Here is a 19398-nt window from a genome sequence, read left to right as displayed (position 1 = left end):
GAAAGCTCGTCCTGCTCGCAAACGCCCTGCTCAGAGACAGCCGAAAATGGACGCCTGCCCTTCCTTGACCAACACGGATACTCTAGCCCGCCAGGCGGGCGATGGCCCATTGCATCAGCGGTGTTTCGCCGTAGGTCAGAAGTCCGCCGAGGCCGAGGGCGATGCCGTAGGGGATGCCGGCCTTCTCGTCGGCGAAATGGCGCAGGAACACGTTGTTGCCGGCCAGCATGGAAAGGTTGGACTTGCGGAAGACCAGGAGGGCGATGGTGAGGACACCGCCGGCGAGCGCGGAGATCACCAGATAGTTCACCAGCCCGAGGCTGAAGCCGAACCACACGGCGGTGGCCGCCAGGAGCTTGGCATCGCCCCCGCCCATGCCGCCGATGGCGAAGAGCACGAAGGTGACGGCCAGCACCGCCGCGCCGGCGGCGAAGTGCATGCCGATCTCGGGCAAGGCAAGGCCGGCGAACGGCGCCAGGACAGCGAAGGCAGCGACGAGCAGGATGGAGACGCGGTTGGCGATGGTCATCGACACCATGTCGGACACTGCGGCAAAGGCCATGCAGAAGGGGAAGATGACGAAAATCGCTGCTACAAGCATAGGACACCACGCGGAACTGAACGGGATCAGTGTAGGTGGGTAGGTTTAATTGTTCGTGAAGCTGCCGGGCCTCTTCATCTGGGGCTTCCTGCAGAGTAGACAATGAAAGGCCGCTCGTCCGGATGGATGAGCGGCCTTGTTCGTGCACAGCGTAAGAGATTACGAGCCGTTCGCCGTTGCCAGCGTTGTACGGACTTTGTCGAAGGTGTCGCTGATCTCGGTGCCGAGCAGACCAGCAGCCGTGATGATGCCGATGGCGATAAGCGCCGCGATCAGGCCATATTCGATGGCGGTTGCGCCGGACTTGTCCTTCAGGAAACGTGCGAACAGCTTGGACATGAGAGTACTCCTTAAGCTCCAGGTTAACAGCACTTCCGCCGGCGTTTTTCCCCCGCCGATCAGAATGAGGGGAACTTAGTCGGCAGCCCTTTCGAGGCCTTTAACAAACAGTCTTACCGAAACCTTTCAGGTGCCGCTTTCTTTCCCTGGTTAACCGTGACTTAAATAATGAGGAGGGTTTTACTTAATTAATACGACGGAAACCTTTCGCCGGAAGAGCATGTCTGTTTAACCGTTGGTTCACCAATACCGTTCATATTTCGAGGCGGATGGCGATACGGGGGATCGGGCTAATGGCGGGGAGAGGATCTATTGCATTGGGGGCGGCGCTTGCCGCGGCGCTTCTGGCGGGTACACTTGTGCTGCCCCGGGCGGCGATTGCGGAGGCCGGCATCAGCGTGGTGATGAACCAGGCCAAGGTGGTCAAGCTGACGCGCGCGGCCGACACCATCGTCATCGGCAACCCGGAGATCGCCGATGCGGCGGTGCAGGACGCCAGGACCATCGTGCTCACCGGCAGGGGATTCGGCGTGACCAACCTCGTCATCTTCGATGCCGACGGCCAACCGATCGTCGACGAGCAGATCGTCGTGTCGCGACAGGCGGCGAATTCCGTGCGCATCTACCGCCGCGCGGACGTGCAGACGCTTTCCTGCACGCCCTACTGCGAGGGGGCTTACAAGACCGATGCAGAGCGGATATCCGAGATGGAGATAAGCCAATAGCCCAGGGCTGGCGGTTGGCGAGAGATTGACGCCCGGTTAATGCCGAGCGGCCAATTTTAGCGGCACGGAAAACGCCAACGCAACCGCTCCCGCGCTATGGTCCCGCATTCGCTTTAAAGGCGTGGGGTTTAGGGCATGGGCACTTCGAAGATCGAGGCAGAGGAAGGCCGGCGGCTGATGCCGCGCGCGCTGCTTGGCCGCTTTCTCCGCGACAGGAAAGGCGTCGCGGCCATCGAGTTCGCCGCCCTGGCGATCCCTTTCTTCCTTTTGCTCTTCGCCATCCTGGAAAGCTGCGTCGCCTTCGCCGCGCAGCAGGTCATGGCCAATGCCACCTTCGACATCGCCCGCCAGGTCCGCACCGGCCAACTGCGGCCTGACGACCTGAAGGAGGACAAGCTGCGCGAGAGGCTGTGTGCGCGCATGAGCGTTTTCGTATCCGCCAATTGTCTGGAGGAGCTGGAAGTCGACCTGCGCGCCTACGATACCTTCGAGGAAGCGGCGAAATTACGCATAAAATACACGCCGGGCGGAGACATAGACACGAGCGACTTCCGGGTCGAGCCGGGAGACGCGCTGTCGAAGAACATGTTGCGCGTCTTCTACCGCTGGCCGGTGATGACGGACTTCATGCGCAAGTCTATGTCGAACCTGCCTGATGGCAAGACACTGCTCTTCTCCACCACCGCGTGGCAGAACGAGCCTTACTGAGGGGGTGGGTTTAGATGGATCGGAAGACCTGGAGATGACGGCATCCCTTCGCGCCCCCCTCTGTCCTGCCGGACATCTCCCCCACGAGGGGGGAGATTGGCTGTCATTGCTGTTTTCAGCAATTGCCAAGGTTGCAAGAGAGGCGCCGGCAGCGCGGTCGGCCCAATCTCCCCCCGTGTGGGGGAGATGTCCGGCAGGACAGAGGGGGGCGCGAAGGGGCGCGGGCTTATCCGTTTGGCCGATCCTGCCTAGAAGCTCCCGCACAGGAGTGCGGCGATGAACATCCAGGCGAAGATGTTGGCTGCAGCGTCCGCCGTCCGCCGGTTCCTGGCGGAGAAGGGCGGGGTCGCGGCGGTGGAGTTCGCCTTCATCGCACCGCTCATGCTGGCTTTCTACTTCCTGACGATGGAATTTTCCCAGGGCATCGACACAAACAAGAAGGTCGGTCGCGCGGCTATCCTGGCGGGCGACCTGGTCGCCCAGTCGCCGGTCATGACCGGCGACGAACTGGATGCGATCATGAAGATTGGCGAGGCGGTGCTGCAGCCCTACAACCGCAGCAAGCCGGAGATCACCATCACCGCGATCGAGATCACCGACGAGGACACGCCGAGAGCGCTGGTCGCTTGGTCGCGGCGCTTTGCCGATGGCGTCTCCAGCCGCGCCGAGAAGCCGGGCAGCCGAATCGACGTGCCGAAGGAGTTGATGTCCCGGGACTCCTTTCTGATCCGCGCTGAGGCGGATCTTACCTATTCGCCGGTCATCACCTGGTCCGGGACGTCCGAGACGGGCAAGAAGGCGCTCGGCCTCATGGCGGCGTTCGACAACATCCCGATGGGCGAGCGCTACTACCTGCGGCCGCGCGTGACACGGGAAATTTCGTGCGCCGACTGCTGAGGCGCAAGGTGCTCCATCCCCCGATTGCCAAGGCGTCGTAGCGCTCTTGGACCAGTTCATCGTTTCATGGAATCGATGAGCTGGTCTAAGTCGTTGTTTTGGCGCAACTCCGGACGGAAAGCCGGTTGCCACTTTTCCTGGAATTGCTCTATGTCTGGACTCCAATCCGGAGTCCGCCATGGCACGTGCTTTCCTCTTCGTTCTCGATTCCTTCGGCATCGGCCACGCCGCGGATGCGGGGCGGTTCGGCGACGCGGGTGCCGATACCTTCGGTCATATAGAAGCTGCCGCAGCCAAGGGCGAGGCGGACCGCGCGGGCCTCAGGCAGGGGCCGCTCAGCCTGCCCAACATGCGCAGCCTCGGGCTGGATCATGCGGCGGCCATCGCCGCCGGCCGCGACCCGGCGCCGGGGCCTGCCCCTTCCGGCTTTTTCGGCGCGGCGGACGAAAAATCCAGCGGCAAGGATACGCCCTCCGGCCATTGGGAGATCGCCGGTGTGCCGGTTCCCTTCGAGTGGGGGTACTTTCCTCAGACCGTTCCAACCTTCCCGGCGGAGCTGACGGACCGCCTGATCGCCGAGGCGGACATTCCCGGCATTCTCGGCAACTGCCATGCCTCGGGCACCGAGATCATCGCCCGGCTGGGCGAGGAGCATGTCCGGACTGGGAAGCCGATCTGCTACACCTCGGCCGACTCGGTCTTCCAGATCGCCGCCCACGAGAGCCATTTCGGGCTCGAACGCCTCTATAAGCTGTGCGAGACGGCGCGCCGTCTCGTCGACGAATACACTATCGGCCGGGTCATCGCGCGGCCGTTCGTGGGCGAGAATGCCGGCACCTTCGAGCGCACAGCGAACCGGCGCGACTATGCCGTGCCGCCGCCGGAGCCGACGCTGCTCGACCGGGTGATCGGCGCCGGCGGGCGGGTGCTGGCCGTCGGCAAGATCGGCGACATCTTCGCGCATCAAGGCATCTCCGAGGTGCGCAAGGCGGCCGGCAACATGGCGCTGTTCGACGCCACGCTCTCCGCCATGGAGGGTGCGGCGGACGGCGATCTCGTCTTCACCAACTTCGTCGATTTCGACACGCTCTACGGCCACCGGCGCGACGTGGCGGGCTATGCCGCCGCGCTGGAAGCCTTCGACCGCCGCCTGCCGGAAGCGCTGGCGCGGCTCAAGCAGGGCGACATGCTCATCCTCACCGCCGACCACGGCTGCGATCCCACCTGGGCCGGCACCGACCATACACGCGAGCGTATCCCGATCATCGGTACGGGGCCTGGCCTTAACACCGGTTCCATCGGTCTCAGAAGCACCTATGCCGATATCGGCGAGACGATCGCCGCGCATCTGGGGTTGGCGCCCGGCCGCCACGGCGAGGCGCTGCTGCCGGCGCGGAGCGCCGATGCCTGAGCTGCCCGAGGTCGAGACCGTCCGCCGCGGCCTGCAGCCGGCGATGGAGGGGGCGCGCGTCCTGACGGTCGAGCAGCGGCGGCCGGATCTGCGGTTTCCCTTTCCCGCAGGCTTTTCGGGGCGTCTGGAAGACCGCACCGTGACCGCGCTCGGCCGGCGCGCGAAATATCTTCTCATGCATCTGGAGGACGACAGCGTCCTCATCTGCCACCTCGGCATGTCGGGCTCCTTCCGCATCGAGGCAGGAGAGGAAGAGGCGCTTCCCGGCGCCTTCCACCACGCGCGCTCGAAGGACGGAAAGCACGACCACGTGGTCTTCCATCTGCGCAAGGGCGAGGAGCCGCCGCTGCGCATCATCTACAACGATCCGCGCCGCTTCGGCTTCATGCTGCTTGCCAAAGCCGCAGACCTAGACGTCCATCCGCTGCTAGCAGGGCTCGGCGTCGAGCCGACGGGCAACGCGCTGGACGGCAGGCTGCTCGCCCGGCTTCTCGCGGGCAGGCGGGCGCCGCTCAAGGCGACGCTCATGGACCAGCGGGTCGTCGCCGGGCTCGGCAACATCTACGCCTGCGAGGCGCTGTGGCGGGCAGGGCTTTCGCCGCGCCGCGCGGCCGCAACGCTGGCGACACGCGAGGGCGGCGAGACGGCGCGCAGCGTGCGCCTTGCCGAGGCTATCCGCACGGTCATTGCCGAGGCCATCGCCGCCGGCGGCTCGTCGCTGCGCGACTATGTACGGGCCGACGGCACGCTCGGCTACTTCCAGCACACGTTCAACGTCTACGACCGCGAGGGCGCGCCTTGCCGCACGGCCGGATGCGAGGGTACGGTGCGCCGCGTCGTGCAGGGCGGACGCTCCACTTTCTATTGCCCGGCCTGTCAGCGGTAGAGTGAGTGAATAGTGAATAGTTATTAGTGAATACCTTGAATGCTGAAATGGAGAATGTCTTGGAATAGTTGAAGATCACCATTCACTATTCACTATTCACCATTCACTAACAGCAAAGGAGACGACCTTCATGGCGTATGAGACCATCCTGGTGGAGACACGGGGGCGCGTGGGCCTGATCACGCTCAATCGGCCCAAGGCGCTGAACGCACTCAATTCGCAGGTGCTGGAGGAGCTGGTCGCCGCCGCAGAGGCCTTCGACGCGAGCGCCAAGGTCGGTGCCATCGTCCTTACCGGCTCACAGAAGGCGTTTGCCGCCGGCGCCGACATCAAGGAAATGCAGGCCAAGACCTATGTCGAGGCCTATATGGACGACTTCTTCTCCGGCTGGGAGAACTTTACGCGCGTGCGCAAGCCGGTGATCGCGGCGGTGGCCGGCTATGCGCTGGGCGGCGGCTGCGAGCTGGCCATGATGTGCGACTTCATCATCGCCGCCGACAACGCCAAGTTCGGCCAGCCCGAGATCACGCTGGGCGTCATGCCCGGCATGGGCGGCTCGCAGCGGCTGACGCGCTTCGTCGGCAAGTCCAAGGCCATGGAGATGTGCCTGACCGGGCGCATGATGGAGGCGGAGGAGGCGGAGCGCTGTGGCCTTGTCTCGCGGGTGGTGCCGGCGGGCGAATTGATCGAGGAGGCGCTGGAGGTGGCCGGTAAGATCGCCGAGTTCTCCCTGCCCACCGTCATGATGACCAAGGAAGCTGTCAACCGCGCCTACGAGACGACGCTTGCCGAGGGGCTGCGCTTCGAAAGACGGGTGTTCCATTCCATGTTCGCGCTCGACGACCAGAAAGAGGGCATGGCCGCCTTCACGGAAAAGCGCTCGGCGCAGTTCAGGAACCGCTGAGAAGGCGCCCGCAGGCCGTTGACGCATCCGGCAAGCTGCATTATAAGCCGCCCGACTGAGGTGGCCCGTCGGCTGCCCTTTTAGTTTGTGCGCCCTAAGAGCCTGCTAGGCAGGCCGCCTTGCGGCAGCGACAGTTGAAACGAGAGAGGACAGATGGCCAACACCACTTCGGCCAAGAAGGCGGTGCGCAAGATCGCCCGCCGCACCGCCGTAAACAAGAGCCGCCGCTCACGCGTCCGGGGTTTCATCCGCAAGGTTGAAGAGGCGCTGGCTGCCGGCGACAAGGACGCTGCGCAGAACGCGCTCAAAGCGGCTCAGCCGGAGCTGATGCGCGCCGCCTCCAAGGGCATTCTTCACAAGAACACCGCATCACGGAAAGTTTCACGTCTATCCCAACGCGTGAAAACGATGGGCGCCTAGGCTCCCCTTCCAGGGTCTTCGACAACCCGGTCCTTGGACCGGGTTTTTCTTTGCCGACCAATGGGTTGGCCGGCCGCGCGAGAAGCGCTCGCCGGGGCCGGATTTTTAATTTGCCGGCGCTGTTTTTTCGGGGCTAGGAAAACTGTCATACGGCCCTGCTCGCCGATTGGCTTCTGGCGAGAATATCTCTGCATAAACAATGCCTTATAGCCCATTATCCACAGCCGGAACATGTCATCGACCACAGGTGCGTCATCCGCGAATGTCAAGCAGATTTTTTGGATTTTTTTTCGTCCGGCAGTCATGGCGGAGGGGTTCCCGAAAAGCTTCTTGAATCAAAATAGCTTAAGGATTTTGACTCGGCGAACGAAGGCATTTTGGGGCTGTCGACAAAGCCAGATTCGTAAAAAAAGCGTTAGGGGCGCACTTGCCCTTTCCACAAGGATTTCGGTAATGTCACTCCATCGCAAGGGCAGGCGTAGAGCCTGAAAGACCAAGCCAAAAAGGCAGCATTTGCTGCGTGGAGTTTTTTCCGCGCGCCGGCCTGCTTTTGCCCGCGTGAAATTTGAGGGATCCGGCGGGTTCGACACCGTTGCAGCGCAGGAGTGCCGATCTGGCATGAAGCCGGAACGCTATTGTTATGACTATGCGTGACCTCGGGGGAGGCCATGGGGCGAGTTGGGGTCGATTTTGAGAAAGGAGGTGCGGCTTAGGTGAGAGCCGGTGCGGAATGATGAAAGACCACACGGACGGGCGGGGCCGGATCGTGTTGGGGTGCGCTCATGTCGGCGTGCGATAGACACGCTCGTTTAAAAACAAACTTTTTTACAGGGAATCGAGGATGCAAAGCGGCGTTGAGAGGGAAGTTGAGGGAGCTTTGTCATTTCACAGTTCCGCAACTGAGAGGGAAGAGATGACCAGTGCCGGCGGATCCACCGCTGTGTTCGACCGGGTCAGGGCGCAATTGAAGGCGCGGCTGGGCACCGAGGTCTACTCGAGCTGGTTCGGCCGTATGAAGCTGGCGGAGACCTCCAAGGGCGTTGTCCGCATCTCCGTACCCACGGCTTTCCTGCGCGCCTGGATCAACGGCCATTATCTCGACCTCATTACCGAACTGTGGCAGGCCGAGGACGCTTCCGTGCTGAAGGTCGAATTCGTCGTGCGCACGGCAACGCGGGGTGCCATCACCCGGACAGAGGCCAAGCTGGTCGCGACGCGTAAAGTCTCGCCTCAACCCCAGGGCGCGACGTCGCCCAGCGTCATCAACGGCAAGCGCCTCGGCGGCGCAAGCACGGGGCGAGCCGAGCCGGCAGGGCGCCCGAGCATCTTCGGCTCGCCGCTCGACGGCCGCTACACCTTCGATTCCTTCATCGAGGGGAAATCCAACCGCGTCGCCTGTGCGGCCGCACGCACGGTGGCCGAATCCGCTTCCAGCGCGGTGCGCTTCAACCCGCTTTTCCTGCATGCCTCGGTGGGGCTTGGCAAGACCCACCTCCTGCAGGCCATCGCTGCCGCTTCGTTGAAGCACAGGCCGCAGTCGCGCGTCGTCTATCTGACGGCGGAATATTTCATGTGGCGCTTCGCCACCGCCATCCGCGACAACAACGCCCTGACGCTGAAGGAACAGCTGCGCGACATCGACCTGCTCATCATCGACGACATGCAGTTCCTGCAGGGCAAGTCGATCCAAAACGAATTCTGCCATCTTCTGAACATGCTGCTCGACAGCGCCCGCCAGGTGGTGGTTGCCGCAGATAGGCCCGCGGCCGAGTTGGAGTCGCTGGAGCCGCGCGTGAAGTCGCGGCTCAACGGCGGCGTCTCGCTGGAGATCTCGCCACCCGACTACGACCTCCGGCTGGCCATGCTCCAGCAGCGACTGGCGGCCGCCAAGATGGAGGACCATTCGCTGGACATTCCCCAGGAGGTGCTTGAGCATGTGGCGCGCGCCGTCACCGGCAGCGGTCGTGAACTGGAAGGCGCCTTCAACCAGCTCGTCTTCCGTCACTCCTTCGAGCCGCAGATCACGCTGGAGCGCATCGACGAGATTCTCGGCCCCGTCTGCCGCGTCGGCGAGCCACGGCGCGTACGCATCGAGGACATCCAGCGCATCGTCGCCCGGCACTACAACGTGTCGAAGACGGAGCTCCTGTCGAACCGGCGCACGCGCACCATCGTCAAGCCGCGCCAGGTGGCCATGTATCTGGCCAAGGTGATGACGCCGCGCTCGCTTCCCGAGATCGGCCGCCGTTTCGGCGGACGCGACCACACCACCGTGCTGCACGCGGTGCGCAAGATCGAGGGCCTGTCTGGCAACGACGGTCAGTTGGCGCAGGAAATCGAGCTCCTGAAACGGCTCATCAGCGACCAGGCCTGACGGGCAAGGGCGCGCCAAGTGCCAGCAAGACAGGCGTTATCCCCAAAAAGCCCGCGGAAAATGGTCTCGGCCTTTCCGCGGGCTTGCCTTTCTTGATGATTTCCTGTCAGTTTGCAGCGAATCCGGCCCAGCGCCGTGACAGGCATGGTCCATGCCGCTCCGCTCTTCATCCAGGCGAGATACACCGGTCATGCGTGTAATTCTTGAACGTTCCAACCTTCTGAAATCCCTAGGCCATGTGCACCGGGTGGTCGAACGTCGCAACACCATCCCCATCCTCTCCAACGTGCTGTTGTCGGCCGACGGAGCCAGCTTGGAGATGAAGGCCACCGACCTCGATCTCGAGGTGACGGAAGCAGCAGCAGCCAATGTCGAGCAAGCGGGCGCCACCACGGTGCCGGCGCACCTGCTCTACGACATCGTGCGCAAGCTGCCCGAGGGGGCGGAGGTGATGCTGAAGATGGACGAGAGCGGCAACGCGATGTCCGTCACCTCCGGCCGCTCCACCTTCCGCCTGCAGTGCTTGCCGCAGGCGGATTTCCCGGAGCTTTCCGCCGGTCAGTTCTCGCACATCTTCCGCCTGGAATCGGAAGCCCTGCGCGACCTCATCGAGAAAACCCAGTTCGCCATCTCGACGGAGGAGACCCGCTATTATCTCAACGGCATCTACCTCCACACGCTGGAGGCGGATGGCAAGCTCATGCTGCGCGCGGTGGCGACGGACGGCCATCGGCTGGCACGGGCGGAGATCGAGGCACCGGCCGGCTCGGAAGGCATGCCGGGCATCATCATCCCGCGCAAGACCGTGGGCGAACTCCAGAAGCTGGTGGACGACCCGGACGTGGCGGTGACGGTGGAACTGTCGGAGACCAAGATCCGCTTCACCATCGGCAGCGTCGTCCTCACCTCGAAGCTGATCGACGGCACCTTCCCGGATTATCAGCGCGTGATCCCTACCGGCAACGACAAGGTACTGATCATCGACCGGCAGAGCTTCTCGGCCGCCGTCGACCGCGTGTCGACCGTCTCGTCCGAGCGCGGCCGTGCCGTGAAGCTTTCGATCGCCGACGGCCAGGTGATACTTACCGTCAATAACCCGGATTCCGGCAGTGCGACGGAAGAGATTCCCGCCGGCTACGACGCGGAGGCCATCGAGATCGGCTTCAACGCCCGCTACCTTCTCGATGTCGCCGCGCAGCTTACCGGCGGCGAGGCGAAGTTCCTTCTGGCCGATGCCGGCTCGCCCACCATCGTCCAGGACACGTCCGACGAGCGGGCGCTCTATGTCCTGATGCCGATGCGGGTGTGACGACGGCACCGTCAACGCCGGCCGGTGAGAGCGGGCGCCCGGCGCAGGTCCACATCGAAAAGCTGACGCTGACGAATTTCCGCAACTACCGGGCGCTGTCGCTCGCGCTCGAGCCGGGCGCGGTGGTGCTTACGGGTGAGAACGGCGCCGGCAAGACCAATCTTCTGGAGGCGATCTCCTTCCTTTCGCCCGGCCGCGGCTTGCGGCGCGCCACGCTGGACGAGGTGGCGTTGATCGGCAGCGAGGATGGCTTCGCCGTGCATGCGGAGATCGAGGGCCCGTTCGGCACGTGCGGCATCGGCACCGGCGCGGCGGGAACGGCGACCGAGGGTGCCGAGACCACCCGCCGCGTGCGCATCAACGGCGAACCTGCCCGCAGCGCCGACGCCATGCTGGAATGGCTGCGCGTCATCTGGGTCACCCCTGCGATGGACGCGCTGTTCACCGGGCCGGCCTCGGACAGGCGCCGTTTCCTCGACCGCCTCGTGCTGGCGATCGACCCGGCCCATGGCCGCCGCGCACTGGACTATGAGAAGGCCATGCGGGCGCGCAACCGGCTGTTCGCCGACGATGTGCGCGACGATGCCTGGTTCGACGCCATAGAGACGCAGATGGCCGAGACGGGCGTGGCGATCGCTGCCGCACGCGCGGAGATGGTGCGCCTACTATCCGCCATGATCGAGCGGCTGCCCGCCGATACGCCCTTCCCGAAGGCGCTCATTGCCCTGGAAGGCACGGTCGACGCGGAAATGGGCGCCAGGCCGGCCGTCGACGTCGAGGAAGCGTTGCGCGCCCGCCTGCGCGAGGGGCGTCACCGCGACCGGGCGGCAGGCCGAGCGCTCGAGGGTCCGCACAGGAGCGAGCTTCTGGTGCGCCACGCGCCCAAGGACATGCCGGCCGAAAGCTGCTCGACGGGCGAGCAGAAGGCACTGCTGCTGGGCCTCGTGCTTGCCCATGCGCGGCTGACGGCGGAGCTTTCGGGAACGGCACCAATCCTGCTCCTCGACGAGATTTCCGCCCATTTCGACGCCGGGAGGCGCGCCGCCCTGTTCACGATTCTCGAGGAATTGAACTGCCAGTCCTTCATGACCGGAACGGAGGCCTCGCTCTTTTCCAGCCTCCAGGGCCGCGCCCAGTTCTTCACCGTCGCTGCCGGCAGCGTCCGCCCCACCGCCTGACAATCATGCATTCGCGCAGTATGGTCCGCCCATGAACGAGCCCACCGCCCTGTCCACCGAAGAGCTGGAGCGCTATGCGCGTCACGTCGTACTGCCGGAGATCGGCGGCGCGGGGCAGCAAAAGCTTCGGCGTGCCCGCGTACTGGTGCTGGGCGCCGGCGGCCTCGGCGCGCCGGTCCTGCAGTATCTGGCGGCGGCCGGTGTGGGCACGCTGGGCATCGTCGACGACGATCGCGTTTCGCTTTCGAACCTGCAGCGCCAGATCATCCACGATACCGGAGCCGTCGGTTCCGCGAAGGTCGACAGCGCCAAGGCCGCGATCGCCCGGCTGAACCCGCACGTGGCGGTGGAGACCCACATGCTGCGCCTCGATGACGGAAACGCGCGGGCGCTTGTGGCGCGTTACGACATCGCCGTGGACGGCTCCGACAACTTCGAAGCGCGTTATGCGCTGGCGGACGCCTGCGCGGCCGAGCGTCGCCCTTTGGTGACGGCGGCGGTCGGCCGCTTCGATGGTTCACTTACCGTCCTGAAGCCTTTCGAGACGGATGCCGACGGTGCTCCCCTGCCCGGCTACCGCGATCTCTTTCCCAAGGCGCCGCCGCCGGGCCTCGTTCCCTCCTGCGCGGAGGCCGGCATCGTCGGCGCATTGACCGGCGTCATGGGTTCGCTACAGGCGATGGAGGTGATCAAGCTCGTCACCGGCATCGGCGAGCCGCTGGTGGGGCGGCTGCTGCTCTACAATGCGTTGGCGGTGCGTTTCGAAACGGTGCGCTATGGGGCGAAGCGGGGGTAGAAAGGCGTGGCGCGCCCTCTGCGCACGTCATCCCGGAAAGCCGAAGGCTTGTCCGGGACCCATTCCGGAACGTGGAAAGGTCACGGAATGGATCCCGGCTCTGCGGGAGCTTGCGCTCCCTTGGCCGGGATGACGCGCGTCGGGGTGTGCGATCACCGCTCTGAAGTGGGTGGCGTGTAATCGCCTCCCTTTCACGCCTTGCGCGGCAGCACGCGGTCGGGCGGGCGGTGGCCGTCGAAGAGGGTGCGGATGTTGATGATGACCTTCTCGCCCATATCGATACGGCCCTCGATGGTGGCCGAGCCCATATGCGGCAGGATCACCACCTTGCCCTGGGACGCGAGCCTGACGAGCTTCGGGTTTACCGCCGGTTCGTGCTCGAAGACATCCAGTCCGGCGCCGGCCAGCTTGCCGCTCTCGAGCATGCCGATGAGGGCGTCCTCGTCGACGACGTCGCCGCGCGCGGTGTTGACGATGTAGGCGGACGGGTGCAGCAACGCCAGCCGCCGCGCCGACAATAGGTGGAAGGTTGCCGGCGTCGACGGGCAGTTGACCGAGATGATGTCCATGCGGGCCAGCATCTGGTCGAGGCTGTCCCAATAGGTGGCCTCCAGATCGTCCTCGATCATCGGCGCCACGCGGTGGCGGTTGTGATAGTGGATCGACAGGCCGAAAGCCTTGGCGCGCCGCGCCACGGCCGTGCCGATGCGCCCCATGCCGACGATGCCGAGCCGCTTGCCCCAGATGCGGTGCCCCAGCATCCAGGTCGGCGACCAGCCGGCCCATTTGCCGTTGTCGGCCAGCACCGCCGCCCCTTCCGTCAGCCGCCGCGGCACGGCCAGCATCAGGGCCATGGTCATGTCGGCGGTGTCCTCGTTGAGGACGTTCGGCGTGTTGGTGATGGTGATGCCCTTTTCCGCCGCCGCCGCAACGTCGATGTTGTCGACGCCGTTGCCGTAATTGGCGATCAGCCGCAGCTGCTCGCCGGCTTGCGCGATGAGCGCGGCGTCGATGCGGTCGGTAATGGTGGGCACCAGAACGTCGGCCTCCTTGACGGCGGCCACCAGTTCCGGCTGGCTCATCGGCCGGTCGTCGACGTTCAGCCGTGCGTCGAACAACTCGCGCATGCGCGTTTCGACCTGGTCCGGCAGCTTGCGGGTGATGACGACGAGTGGCTTTTTTCTGCCGACCATGGGTACCTCAATCCCTCCCCGTTGAGACCTCTTTAACCAAGACCGGCGACACTTCAAGGCCAAGCCGTTCCTGGATGTCGGCCACGGGTTCCGATGTCTAACAAGCAGGCGCGGCGAAGACAAAGAAAAAGGCGAAAGCCTGTTGTTGCGTGAGGCCGTGGCGGGAACCTCCGGGGTGCCGGCGCGGCCCATGCCTGCCGGGAGAATGGAATGCCGCGTTTGGCGCTATGTCGTGGGTTGCCGATCCTTGTTCTTGCCCTCATGGCGATCGTGGCGTTGCCCTCGATATTGCCATCGGAAGCCGATGCCCAGACCGTCGAGCGCGGGCCCAGCGGCCTGCCGCTGCCGCGCTTCGTCAGCCTCAAATCCGGGCGGGTCAACATGCGTGTCGGCCCCGGCACCGACTATGCGGTGGAGTGGCTCTACCTAAAGCCGGGGCTGCCCGTGGAGGTCATCCAGGAATACGACAACTGGCGCCGCGTGCGCGACGCCGACGGCGCCGAAGGCTGGATCAACCAGGCTCTGCTCTCGGGCCGGCGCACCGGCGTCGCCGCACCCTGGTTCGAGGGAAAGCAGACGACCGTCCCGCTGCGCGCCAACCCCGAAGAAGACGCGCGCCATGTCGCGGAAGTGGAGCCCGGGGCTATCGGCGATGTGCACATGTGCAACGGCGAATGGTGCCGCATAAGCTTTGCAAGCCATGAGGGCTGGATGAAACAGACGCTGGTCTGGGGAGTCTATCCGGGCGAGACGATCGAGGACTAAATCGGCTCATAGAGAAGATCGGCATCACTTGCCGTAAGCGAATGAGGCGGGCCGGCCATAGGGCGGTCGGCCCGCGACGTGGGAACCCCCGAGCCTATATTCCTTTCAGCAGATTGCCCGCCGCCAGCACGATAAAGCCGACGAGCAACAACCAGTAGCTGTAGGCACCGAGGCCGCCGAGCGAAATGCCGATTACCGGCAGCAATGACAGGATTGCCAGAATAACGGCAATGATGAAGACAATTTTGGTGGGTGCACTCAATTCCATGTCCCTCTCCATCTCTCATGGCTCGAAAGGCGAGCACCGGATTCTAGGCTTGGGAAGAGATTCGTGGAAACAGAAAATAGAGTTATCCCAAATTCTTCTCCACATTTCCGCCATCTTGTAAATTTCTCCAAGCCCCCTGAAGCTCCATGGCATTGTCTTTCAAGTGTCGAGCAGCACGCCGCTCGGTAAGATTTTACCGACAAGCCGGATCAACTTCGCGCTTATGGAATGCGGGTGAAAACTATTTGGCAGCATCGAGGTCGCCAAAATTCTGCGGCTGAGCGACCCTTACGCTGTGAAAGTCACTGCTGCCGGGGACGCAGCCGCACCAGGATGTCGACGTGGGCGATTTCCATGCCCTCGGGCGGAACTGGCAGGTTTTCGACCCTCACCGGGCCCTCGGGAATGTCGACGAGGCGGTTCTCCCCTTCCAGGAAGAAGTGGTGGTGGTCGGACGTGTTGGTATCGAAATAGGTCTTCGAACCCTCCACCGGCAGGATGCGCAGCATGCCCGCCTCGGTGAACTGGTGCAGCGTATTATAGACGGTTGCGAGCGAGACCCGTACACCGGCATCCAGCGCCTGCTCGTGCAGTTCCTCGGCCGAAATATGGCGATCGCCGTTTGCGAACAGCAACTCCGCCAGCGCCACGCGCTGCCGTGTCGGGCGTAAACCCGCTTCACGCACGCGCCTTTCCAGCGCGGGACCGTTGAACTGGAAGCCTAGAGCGGTCAAGAAAACCTTTCCTGCCTTTGCCGTTCGTCTCTTTGCAACGGGCATGATGATGCCCGGATTACGCCATTCACATATATTCCGGGACGGATTGGCGATCAATAGCGGCACGATGTCCGAAATGCGCCGAATCCCGGATCGGATAATGCCTTCAGGCTGTTTCCCAGGGGAAAGAAGCTGTGATAGGGAGATTGCATAATCAGCCCGGAAAGCGGGCGGCGAACGAAAACGGGAATTCATGGCGCAGACAAAATCCAGCTACGACTACGAAGACCTTCTGGCCTGCGCCCGCGGCGAATTGTTCGGCCCGGGCAACGCGCAGCTTCCGGCTCCGCCCATGCTGATGTTCGACCGCATCACCGAGGTGAGCGAAGAGGGCGGTGAATTCGGCAAGGGCTTCATTCGCGCCGAGTTGGAGATCAAGCCTGATCTCTGGTTCTTCCCCTGCCACTTCATTGGAAATCCAGTGATGCCCGGGTGCCTCGGCCTCGACGCGATGTGGCAGATGACCGGCTTTTTCCTCGGCTGGCTGGGCCTGCCCGGCAAGGGCATGGCGCTGTCGACGGGCGAGGTCAAGTTCAAGGGCATGGTCACGCCGAAGAACAAGAAGGTCGAATACGGCGTCGACTTCAAACGGGTGATGCGCGGCCGGCTGGTGCTCGGCATCGCCGATGGCTGGCTGAAGGCCGATGGCGAACCCATCTATAAGGCCACCGATCTGCGGGTTGGTCTTGCCCAGCAGGAAGCCTAAGTTTCAATTGTTTGCGGACGGCCGCGAAAACGGCCCAGGGAGAACGACATGAGACGCGTGGTAGTCACCGGCCTCGGCATCGTATCGTCCATCGGCAACAATGCCGATGAGGTCACGGCCTCGCTGCGCGATGCCAAATCCGGCATCAGCTTTTCGCAGGATTTCGCCGATCACGGCTTCCGCTGCCAGGTGTGGGGGGCGCCGACGCTCGACCCCACGGAGGTGGTGGACCGGCGCGCCCTGCGTTTTCTCTCCAAGGGAGGCGCCTGGAACCACGTCGCCATGGAGCAGGCGATCGCCGATGCCGGGCTTCAGGCGGACGAGATCACCAGCGACCGCATCGGCATCATCATGGGCTCCGGCGGACCGTCGACGCGCACGATCGTCGAGGCCGCCGACATAACGCGCGAGAAGGGCTCGCCCAAGCGCATCGGCCCCTTCGCCGTGCCCAAGGCCATGTCGTCCACGGCTTCGGCCACGCTCGCCACCTGGTTCAAGATCCATGGCGTGAACTATACCATCACCTCGGCCTGCTCCACGTCGGCCCATTGTATCGGCAACGCCTACGAGCTGATCCAGTGGGGCAAGCAGGACATGGTCTTCGCCGGCGGGCACGAGGATCTCGACTGGACCATGTCGAACCTCTTCGATGCAATGGGCGCCATGTCGTCCAAGTTCAACGAGACACCGGCCACCGCCTCGCGCGCCTATGACGTGAACCGCGACGGGTTCGTGATCGCCGGCGGCGCCGGCGTGCTGGTGCTGGAGGAGCTGGAGCACGCCAAGGCGCGCGGCGCGAAGATCTACGGCGAGGTCGTCGGCTACGGCGCCAACTCCGACGGCTTCGACATGGTGCAGCCGTCCGGCGAGGGCGCGGTGCGCTGCATGAAGCAGGCGCTTGCCACGGTGGACGGCAAGGTCGACTACATCAACACGCACGGAACGGCGACGGGGGTGGGCGATTCGCGTGAGATCGGCGGCATCCGCGAGGTCTTCGGCAACGACATGCCGCACATCGCCTCCACCAAGTCGCTCACGGGTCATTCGCTGGGGGCTGCAGGCGTGCAGGAATCGATCTATGCGCTCCTGATGATGAAGGAAGGTTTCATCGGCAAGAGCGCGCACATCGAGGAGATCGACCCCGAATTCGAGGGCGTGCCCATCGTGCGCGAGCGCATCGACGATGCCAAGATAGACACCGTGCTGTCGAACTCCTTCGGCTTCGGAGGCACCAACGCGTCGCTCGTTTTCCAGCGCTACGCAGGCTAAGGGGCGGGCGATGGACAATTTGATGAAGGGCAAGCGTGGCCTCATCATGGGGGTTGCCAACGATCACTCGATTGCCTGGGGGATCGCCAAGCGGCTTGCCGGACAGGGCGCGGACCTCGCCTTCACCTATCAGGGGGAAGCCTTTGGCCGCCGTGTGAAGCCACTGGCCGAGCAGGCGGGATCTAAGCTGCTTCTGCCGTGCGACGTGGAAGACAGTGCCAGTATCGACGGCGTCTTCGACACCCTGAAGCGGGAGTGGGGCTCGCTCGACTTCGTGGTGCACGCGATCGGCTTTTCCGACCGCAACGAGCTGAAAGGCCTCTATGCCGACACGACCCGCGAAAACTTCATCCGCACCATGGTCATCTCCTGCTACTCCTTCACGGAAGTGACGCGCAAGGCGGCGGCGATGATGGAGAACGGCGGCAGCGCGCTGACGCTCACCTATGCCGGCTCCGTCCGCGTCATGCCGAACTACAACGTCATGGGCGTTGCCAAGGCGGGGCTGGAGGCGAGTGTCAGGTATCTGGCCAACGACTACGGGCCGCGGGGCATCCGCGTGAACGCCATTTCCGCCGGCCCCGTGCGCACGCTGGCCGGCGCGGGCATCTCCGACGCGCGGCACATGTTCACCTATCAAAGCCGCAATTCGCCGCTCAGGCGCACCGTCACCATAGACGAGATCGGCGGCTCGGCGCTCTATCTGCTTTCCGACCTTTCCTCGGGCGTGACCGGCGAGATCCACTACGTGGATTCGGGCTACAACATCGTCTCGATGCCCGTGCTGGAGGAGCTTAAGCGCTCCGGCGAGGCGGCCGAGAAGATCGAGGCGGGGAAGTAGGGAAGGCTATTTCCGGCCCCAAAGCACCTTGTATGTGGCGTCGCGGCAGATTTCGCCGTGATGCTTGAACGACGACGCGATGGCTGTCTCGTAGGGCAAGGGGCGGTTGGCGACGAGGAACAGGCGCCCGCCGGGCGCGAGCGCGTTTGCCGCCACGCCGATCATCGCGCGCCCCATATCGGGCTCCGCCGCGCGGCTGCGATGGAACGGCGGGTTCATGACGATCGCATCGTAGCGACGGGTTACCGGTTCGCTCAGAAGATCGTGCCAGAAGAAGCCGCAGGCGGCCTCGGGGGCATGGGCAACGAAATTACGCTTGGCCGCCTCCAACGAAGCGTGGTGGGCCTCGTAGAGGTCGATTGCGGTGATGGAAGGCTGCTTCGCCAGCCGCAGCGACAGATACCCCCAGCCGGCCGCGAAATCGGCCACGGCTCCCGCGATATCCGAGGGCAGATTGTCGGCCAGGAGCCGGGAACCGGGATCGGCGCCATCCTCGGAAAAGCCGCCTACAGCCGTCTCATACCCTTCCAGGGTCGTGCGCGCCGGACTTGCCAGCGCCGCGAGCACCGCTTCGTCGGGCACCGCAGGGCGGCGTAGCCAGAAGACTACGCCGTGGTGCTTGGACAGGCGATCCTCGAGCGGCAGGAGCTCGGACAGGCGCTTGGCAACACCCGATGCGCCGTCCCTTTTTGTGCCGGCGGCGAGGATGAGCCCATCCGCCCGCATCCGGCGAAGCGCCTCGGCCAGCCGCTCCTCGTTCTCCCGCCGATGACGGCCGAGGAACAGAAAGGCGGCATCGTAACCTTCACCCTCGGCCTGCGGCGCGACGCAAAAGCCGGCGCGTTCAAGAGCCAGATAATCCGGCCGGTGGCCCTGCACGACCTGAAGGTCCGCCGCGAAATCCGGGGGCAGTTGCAGGCCGGCCGAAGCGCCGAAGAAAACGACGCGCTCGCCGGTGCGGGGTGCCTTCAGGAGACCGCGCTCGAAGGGGAAGAGAAGGGTTGGCAGGGCGTCGTTCATGGGCGGTGGTGG

The 19398-nt window shown here is 64.2% G+C and carries 22 protein-coding genes; 15 read left to right on the top strand and 7 right to left on the bottom strand.

Annotated elements, in window-relative coordinates; all coding sequences use genetic code 11:
• Positions 1-82 precede the first annotated feature (82 nt).
• Positions 83-601: an A24 family peptidase gene (locus GM910_RS19210; RefSeq protein WP_159590182.1), complete on the bottom strand. Its 519-nt coding sequence runs from the start codon at positions 599-601 to the stop codon at positions 83-85.
• A 159-nt stretch (positions 602-760) separates the two neighbouring features.
• Positions 761-940, bottom strand: coding sequence for a Flp family type IVb pilin (locus tag GM910_RS19205; RefSeq protein ID WP_159590180.1), 180 nt, complete (start codon positions 938-940; stop codon positions 761-763).
• 293 nt (positions 941-1233) lie between these two features.
• Here GM910_RS19205 and GM910_RS19200 point away from each other — a divergent pair, with 293 nt between their 5' ends.
• The 7 genes from GM910_RS19200 (at position 1234) to rpsT (ending at position 6891) form a co-directional block, all read left to right on the top strand.
• On the top strand, positions 1234-1665 hold the full coding sequence (locus GM910_RS19200; protein ID WP_159590178.1) for a pilus assembly protein N-terminal domain-containing protein: 432 nt from the start codon (positions 1234-1236) through the stop codon (positions 1663-1665).
• 135 nt (positions 1666-1800) lie between these two features.
• Positions 1801-2373: a TadE/TadG family type IV pilus assembly protein gene (locus GM910_RS19195; protein ID WP_159590176.1), complete on the top strand. Its 573-nt coding sequence runs from the start codon at positions 1801-1803 to the stop codon at positions 2371-2373.
• Positions 2374-2649: 276 nt separating this feature from the next.
• On the top strand, positions 2650-3270 hold the full coding sequence (locus GM910_RS19190) for a TadE/TadG family type IV pilus assembly protein (protein WP_159590174.1): 621 nt from the start codon (positions 2650-2652) through the stop codon (positions 3268-3270).
• A 178-nt stretch (positions 3271-3448) separates the two neighbouring features.
• Complete coding sequence (locus GM910_RS19185) at positions 3449-4681, top strand: phosphopentomutase (protein WP_159590172.1); 1233 nt, start codon at positions 3449-3451, stop codon at positions 4679-4681.
• Positions 4674-5567 (top strand): bifunctional DNA-formamidopyrimidine glycosylase/DNA-(apurinic or apyrimidinic site) lyase, encoded by an 894-nt coding sequence (mutM, locus tag GM910_RS19180; RefSeq protein WP_159590170.1) that lies wholly within the window; start codon positions 4674-4676, stop codon positions 5565-5567. The genes GM910_RS19185 and mutM overlap by 8 nt, the downstream gene beginning before the upstream one ends.
• A gap of 130 nt (positions 5568-5697) precedes the next feature.
• A complete protein-coding gene (locus tag GM910_RS19175) occupies positions 5698-6471 on the top strand; it encodes an enoyl-CoA hydratase (RefSeq protein ID WP_159590168.1) in 774 nt (257 codons plus the stop codon).
• A 153-nt stretch (positions 6472-6624) separates the two neighbouring features.
• Entirely contained in the window at positions 6625-6891 is a 267-nt protein-coding gene (rpsT, locus tag GM910_RS19170; protein WP_159590166.1) for a 30S ribosomal protein S20, read from the top strand.
• On the opposite strand, the gene GM910_RS19165 is transcribed toward rpsT, so the two are convergent.
• Positions 6888-7196 (bottom strand): hypothetical protein, encoded by a 309-nt coding sequence (locus GM910_RS19165; protein ID WP_159590164.1) that lies wholly within the window; start codon positions 7194-7196, stop codon positions 6888-6890. The genes rpsT and GM910_RS19165 overlap by 4 nt on opposite strands.
• A gap of 536 nt (positions 7197-7732) precedes the next feature.
• Between GM910_RS19165 and dnaA the strand changes: the two genes are divergently transcribed.
• From dnaA to GM910_RS19145, 4 genes are all read left to right on the top strand, one after another.
• Complete coding sequence (gene dnaA, locus GM910_RS19160; protein WP_159590162.1) at positions 7733-9265, top strand: chromosomal replication initiator protein DnaA; 1533 nt, start codon at positions 7733-7735, stop codon at positions 9263-9265.
• Between the two features lie 190 nt (positions 9266-9455).
• Positions 9456-10574, top strand: a complete 1119-nt coding sequence (gene dnaN, locus GM910_RS19155) for a DNA polymerase III subunit beta (protein ID WP_159590160.1) — start codon at positions 9456-9458, stop codon at positions 10572-10574.
• Entirely contained in the window at positions 10571-11752 is a 1182-nt protein-coding gene (gene recF / locus GM910_RS19150; protein ID WP_159590158.1) for a DNA replication/repair protein RecF, read from the top strand. The genes dnaN and recF overlap by 4 nt, the downstream gene beginning before the upstream one ends.
• Positions 11753-11783: 31 nt before the next feature.
• A complete protein-coding gene (locus tag GM910_RS19145; RefSeq protein ID WP_159590156.1) occupies positions 11784-12548 on the top strand; it encodes a molybdopterin-synthase adenylyltransferase MoeB in 765 nt (254 codons plus the stop codon).
• 191 nt (positions 12549-12739) lie between these two features.
• Here the strand turns inward: GM910_RS19145 and GM910_RS19140 are convergent, their stop codons facing one another.
• The gene (locus GM910_RS19140) at positions 12740-13741 is read right to left on the bottom strand and encodes a 2-hydroxyacid dehydrogenase (RefSeq protein WP_159590154.1); all 1002 of its coding nucleotides are present in this window, start codon (positions 13739-13741) and stop codon (positions 12740-12742) included.
• A gap of 210 nt (positions 13742-13951) precedes the next feature.
• Here GM910_RS19140 and GM910_RS19135 point away from each other — a divergent pair, with 210 nt between their 5' ends.
• Complete coding sequence (locus tag GM910_RS19135) at positions 13952-14506, top strand: SH3 domain-containing protein (RefSeq protein WP_159590152.1); 555 nt, start codon at positions 13952-13954, stop codon at positions 14504-14506.
• 94 nt (positions 14507-14600) lie between these two features.
• Here GM910_RS19135 and GM910_RS27000 read toward each other — a convergent pair whose 3' ends face one another.
• Positions 14601-14774 (bottom strand): hypothetical protein, encoded by a 174-nt coding sequence (locus tag GM910_RS27000; protein ID WP_201285551.1) that lies wholly within the window; start codon positions 14772-14774, stop codon positions 14601-14603.
• A gap of 302 nt (positions 14775-15076) precedes the next feature.
• Positions 15077-15508 (bottom strand): iron response transcriptional regulator IrrA, encoded by a 432-nt coding sequence (irrA, locus tag GM910_RS19130; RefSeq protein ID WP_281354911.1) that lies wholly within the window; start codon positions 15506-15508, stop codon positions 15077-15079.
• Between the two features lie 235 nt (positions 15509-15743).
• Here irrA and fabA point away from each other — a divergent pair, with 235 nt between their 5' ends.
• Genes fabA through fabI form a run of 3 tightly spaced genes read left to right on the top strand, consistent with a single transcriptional unit; the run spans position 15744 to position 18366 of the window.
• On the top strand, positions 15744-16256 hold the full coding sequence (fabA, locus tag GM910_RS19125; RefSeq protein WP_159590148.1) for a 3-hydroxyacyl-[acyl-carrier-protein] dehydratase FabA: 513 nt from the start codon (positions 15744-15746) through the stop codon (positions 16254-16256).
• Between the two features lie 48 nt (positions 16257-16304).
• A complete protein-coding gene (gene fabB / locus GM910_RS19120; RefSeq protein WP_159590146.1) occupies positions 16305-17525 on the top strand; it encodes a beta-ketoacyl-ACP synthase I in 1221 nt (406 codons plus the stop codon).
• A gap of 10 nt (positions 17526-17535) precedes the next feature.
• Positions 17536-18366: an enoyl-ACP reductase FabI gene (fabI, locus tag GM910_RS19115; protein ID WP_159590144.1), complete on the top strand. Its 831-nt coding sequence runs from the start codon at positions 17536-17538 to the stop codon at positions 18364-18366.
• Positions 18367-18372: 6 nt separating this feature from the next.
• On the opposite strand, the gene GM910_RS19110 is transcribed toward fabI, so the two are convergent.
• On the bottom strand, positions 18373-19386 hold the full coding sequence (locus GM910_RS19110; RefSeq protein WP_159590142.1) for a class I SAM-dependent methyltransferase: 1014 nt from the start codon (positions 19384-19386) through the stop codon (positions 18373-18375).
• Positions 19387-19398: the final 12 nt, after the last annotated feature.

This window comes from Chelativorans xinjiangensis, assembly GCF_009812055.1.
GTDB lineage: Bacteria > Pseudomonadota > Alphaproteobacteria > Rhizobiales > Rhizobiaceae > Chelativorans > Chelativorans xinjiangense.
This window is presented reverse-complemented; position numbering and strand designations above follow the sequence as displayed.

Bases quoted from the DNA above. Each gene is read 5' to 3' on its own strand.
- GM910_RS19210 (WP_159590182.1), bottom strand. From the start codon at position 601: ATGCTTGTAGCAGCGATTTTCGTCATCTTCCCCTTCTGCATGGCCTTT.
- GM910_RS19205 (WP_159590180.1), bottom strand. From the start codon at position 940: ATGTCCAAGCTGTTCGCACGTTTCCTGAAGGACAAGTCCGGCGCAACC.
- GM910_RS19200 (WP_159590178.1), top strand. From the start codon at position 1,234: ATGGCGGGGAGAGGATCTATTGCATTGGGGGCGGCGCTTGCCGCGGCG.
- GM910_RS19195 (WP_159590176.1), top strand. From the start codon at position 1,801: ATGGGCACTTCGAAGATCGAGGCAGAGGAAGGCCGGCGGCTGATGCCG.
- GM910_RS19190 (WP_159590174.1), top strand. From the start codon at position 2,650: ATGAACATCCAGGCGAAGATGTTGGCTGCAGCGTCCGCCGTCCGCCGG.
- GM910_RS19185 (WP_159590172.1), top strand. From the start codon at position 3,449: ATGGCACGTGCTTTCCTCTTCGTTCTCGATTCCTTCGGCATCGGCCAC.
- mutM (WP_159590170.1), top strand. From the start codon at position 4,674: ATGCCTGAGCTGCCCGAGGTCGAGACCGTCCGCCGCGGCCTGCAGCCG.
- GM910_RS19175 (WP_159590168.1), top strand. From the start codon at position 5,698: ATGGCGTATGAGACCATCCTGGTGGAGACACGGGGGCGCGTGGGCCTG.
- rpsT (WP_159590166.1), top strand. From the start codon at position 6,625: ATGGCCAACACCACTTCGGCCAAGAAGGCGGTGCGCAAGATCGCCCGC.
- GM910_RS19165 (WP_159590164.1), bottom strand. From the start codon at position 7,196: ATGACTGCCGGACGAAAAAAAATCCAAAAAATCTGCTTGACATTCGCG.
- dnaA (WP_159590162.1), top strand. From the start codon at position 7,733: ATGCAAAGCGGCGTTGAGAGGGAAGTTGAGGGAGCTTTGTCATTTCAC.
- dnaN (WP_159590160.1), top strand. From the start codon at position 9,456: ATGCGTGTAATTCTTGAACGTTCCAACCTTCTGAAATCCCTAGGCCAT.
- GM910_RS19145 (WP_159590156.1), top strand. From the start codon at position 11,784: ATGAACGAGCCCACCGCCCTGTCCACCGAAGAGCTGGAGCGCTATGCG.
- GM910_RS19140 (WP_159590154.1), bottom strand. From the start codon at position 13,741: ATGGTCGGCAGAAAAAAGCCACTCGTCGTCATCACCCGCAAGCTGCCG.
- GM910_RS19135 (WP_159590152.1), top strand. From the start codon at position 13,952: ATGCCGCGTTTGGCGCTATGTCGTGGGTTGCCGATCCTTGTTCTTGCC.
- GM910_RS27000 (WP_201285551.1), bottom strand. From the start codon at position 14,774: ATGGAATTGAGTGCACCCACCAAAATTGTCTTCATCATTGCCGTTATT.
- fabA (WP_159590148.1), top strand. From the start codon at position 15,744: ATGGCGCAGACAAAATCCAGCTACGACTACGAAGACCTTCTGGCCTGC.
- fabB (WP_159590146.1), top strand. From the start codon at position 16,305: ATGAGACGCGTGGTAGTCACCGGCCTCGGCATCGTATCGTCCATCGGC.
- fabI (WP_159590144.1), top strand. From the start codon at position 17,536: ATGGACAATTTGATGAAGGGCAAGCGTGGCCTCATCATGGGGGTTGCC.
- GM910_RS19110 (WP_159590142.1), bottom strand. From the start codon at position 19,386: ATGAACGACGCCCTGCCAACCCTTCTCTTCCCCTTCGAGCGCGGTCTC.